Here is a 2,407-nt window from a genome sequence, read left to right on the forward strand (position 1 = left end):
GGGCGTCGCGCTGCATTGTGCGTTTGCGGACCGGGTGTTGCAGGGCGGGCTGCCGGGGTAACGCTCCCCTTACAGCCGTCATCCCCGCGAAGGCGGGGATAAATTCCGGCTGGCGCTCGTGACTCCCGCAACGTTCGGCGACTATCGATCCCCGCCTCCGCGGGGATGACGGCAGGTGGGCGCGTCTTCCCTCCCATCACGACCTGTGCCACCCTCGCCGCCATGAGCGACACCCGCACCAGCCCCCGCCTGCCCGAACTCACCCTGCGCGGAATCGTCCTGGGCGCGATCATCACCGTCCTGTTTACCGCGGCCAACGTGTACCTCGGGCTGAAAGTCGGCCTGACCTTTGCCACCTCGATCCCCGCCGCGGTCATCTCGATGGCGATCCTGCGGCTGTTCAAGTCCGGCAATATCCTGGAAAACAACATCGTCCAGACGATCGCGAGCGCCGCGGGCACGCTGGCCGCGATCATCTTCGTGTTGCCGGGCCTGGTGCTGGTCGGCTGGTGGACGGGCTTCCCCTACTGGACCACCGCCTTCGTCTGCGCTGTCGGGGGCATCCTGGGCGTGATGTTCTCGGTGCCCCTGAGGCGCGCGCTCGTGACCGGGTCCGACCTGCCATACCCCGAAGGCGTCGCCGCCGCCGAAGTGCTGAAAGTCGGCGCGGAGTCGCGTGAGGGCGGCGCGGAAAACATGCGCGGCCTGCGCACCATCATCCTCGGGAGCCTCATCGCGGCGGGCTTCACGCTGCTGACCCAACTGCGCCTGGTCGCGGCCGAAGCGGCGAAGAACTTCAAGGTGGGTGCCGCGTCGGCGACCGGCGTGTCGACCAGCTTCTCGATGGCCCTGATCGGCGTCGGCCACCTGGTCGGCCTGACCGTCGGCGTCGCGATGGCGATCGGCATGGTCGTTGCCTGGGGCGTGCTGATGCCGATCCTGACCAGCCTGCAACCGACGCTAGACCCGGTCGACACGGTGGTCAGCACCGTATTCCGCAACGATGTCCGCTTCATCGGCGCGGGCACGATCGGCGTCGCGGCGATCTGGACCTTGCTCAAGATCCTGGGGCCGATCGTCGGCGGCATCCGCTCAGCGGTGGCGGCGGCCAAGGCGCGGGCCGGCGGGCAAGTGCTCGACCTGACCGAGCGCGACCTGCCGATCGGCGTGGTCGGCGGGACCGTGCTGCTCTCGCTGGTGCCCATAGCCTGGCTGCTGTGGGATTTCGCAGGCGGCGGGCCGGTGGCGGAGCATCCCTGGCTGGTGATCGGCGGGACGCTCGCCTACGTGCTGGTCGTCGGCGTCGTCATCGCCGCGGTCTGCGGCTATATGGCGGGGCTGATCGGCGCGTCAAATTCGCCGGTGTCCGGGGTCGGCATCCTCGCGGTGCTCGGCGCGTCGCTGTTGCTGGCGATGGTGTTCGGGCACGGCGGCGATCCCGCGCGGGTCGATGCACTGGTCGCCTATGCGCTGTTCACGACGGCCATCGTCTTCTCGATCGCGACGATCTCCAACGACAATCTCCAGGATCTGAAGACCGGCCAACTGGTCGGCGCGACACCGTGGAAGCAGCAGTTCGCGCTGGTGCTGGGCGTCATCTTCGGCAGCCTCATCATCCCGCCGGTGCTCGACCTGCTCAACACCGCGTTCGGCTTCGCCGGTGCGGCGAACGCCGGGCCGAATGCGCTGGCGGCTCCGCAGGCGTCGCTCATCTCCGCGCTGGCGAAAGGCGTGCTGGGCGGCGACATCGACTGGGGGCTGATCGGCATCGGTGCCGGCATCGGCGCGGTGGTCGTCGCGATCGACGAGACACTGGGCAAGACCAGTCGCTTCCGCCTGCCGCCACTCGCCGTCGGCATGGGCATCTACCTGCCGATGGCGCTGACGCTGCTGATCCCGGTCGGTGCGCTGATCGGTCACTGGTACGAACGTCAGGCGGCGAAGAGCGCGAACCCCGAATTCGTCAGCCGTCTGGGCGTGCTGGCCGCGACCGGGTTGATCGTAGGAGAAAGCCTGTTCGGGGTCGTGTTCGCCGGCATCGTTGCGGCGACGGGCAGCGACGCGCCGCTGGCGATCGCGGACTTGGGCGAAGGGGTGACGATCCCGGCGGCGCTGGTCGTGTTCGCGGGTGGGATTTTGGTGCTGTACCGGCAGACGTTGAAGGCGGCGCGGGGGTAGGGGCCGCGGCCACCCTCGTTCCTTACACCTTCGGCCGTCATACCGGCACGCTCAATCGTCATCCCCGCGTAGGCGGGGATAAATTCTGGCTAGCCGCCGTGAGTCTCACGACGGTCAGCGACTATTGATCCCCGCCTTCGCGGGGATGACGGGTGATAGGTTCCAAATCCAGGTGCTCCCGCGCAGGCGGGAGCCTAGAGTCGCGAAGGACGTCGCATGCCCCTCTAGG

The 2,407-nt window shown here is 68.3% G+C and carries 1 protein-coding gene; it reads left to right on the plus strand.

The genetic code is table 11. From position 1 onward, the window contains the following. Positions 1-222 precede the first annotated feature (222 nt). Positions 223-2,178 carry an OPT family oligopeptide transporter gene (locus ASE86_RS15385; protein WP_056428877.1) on the plus strand — a complete coding sequence of 652 codons (1,956 nt, stop codon included), beginning with the start codon at positions 223-225 and terminating at the stop codon, positions 2,176-2,178. Positions 2,179-2,407: the final 229 nt, after the last annotated feature.

This window comes from Sphingomonas sp. Leaf33 (genome assembly GCF_001421785.1).
Lineage (GTDB): Bacteria > Pseudomonadota > Alphaproteobacteria > Sphingomonadales > Sphingomonadaceae > Sphingomonas.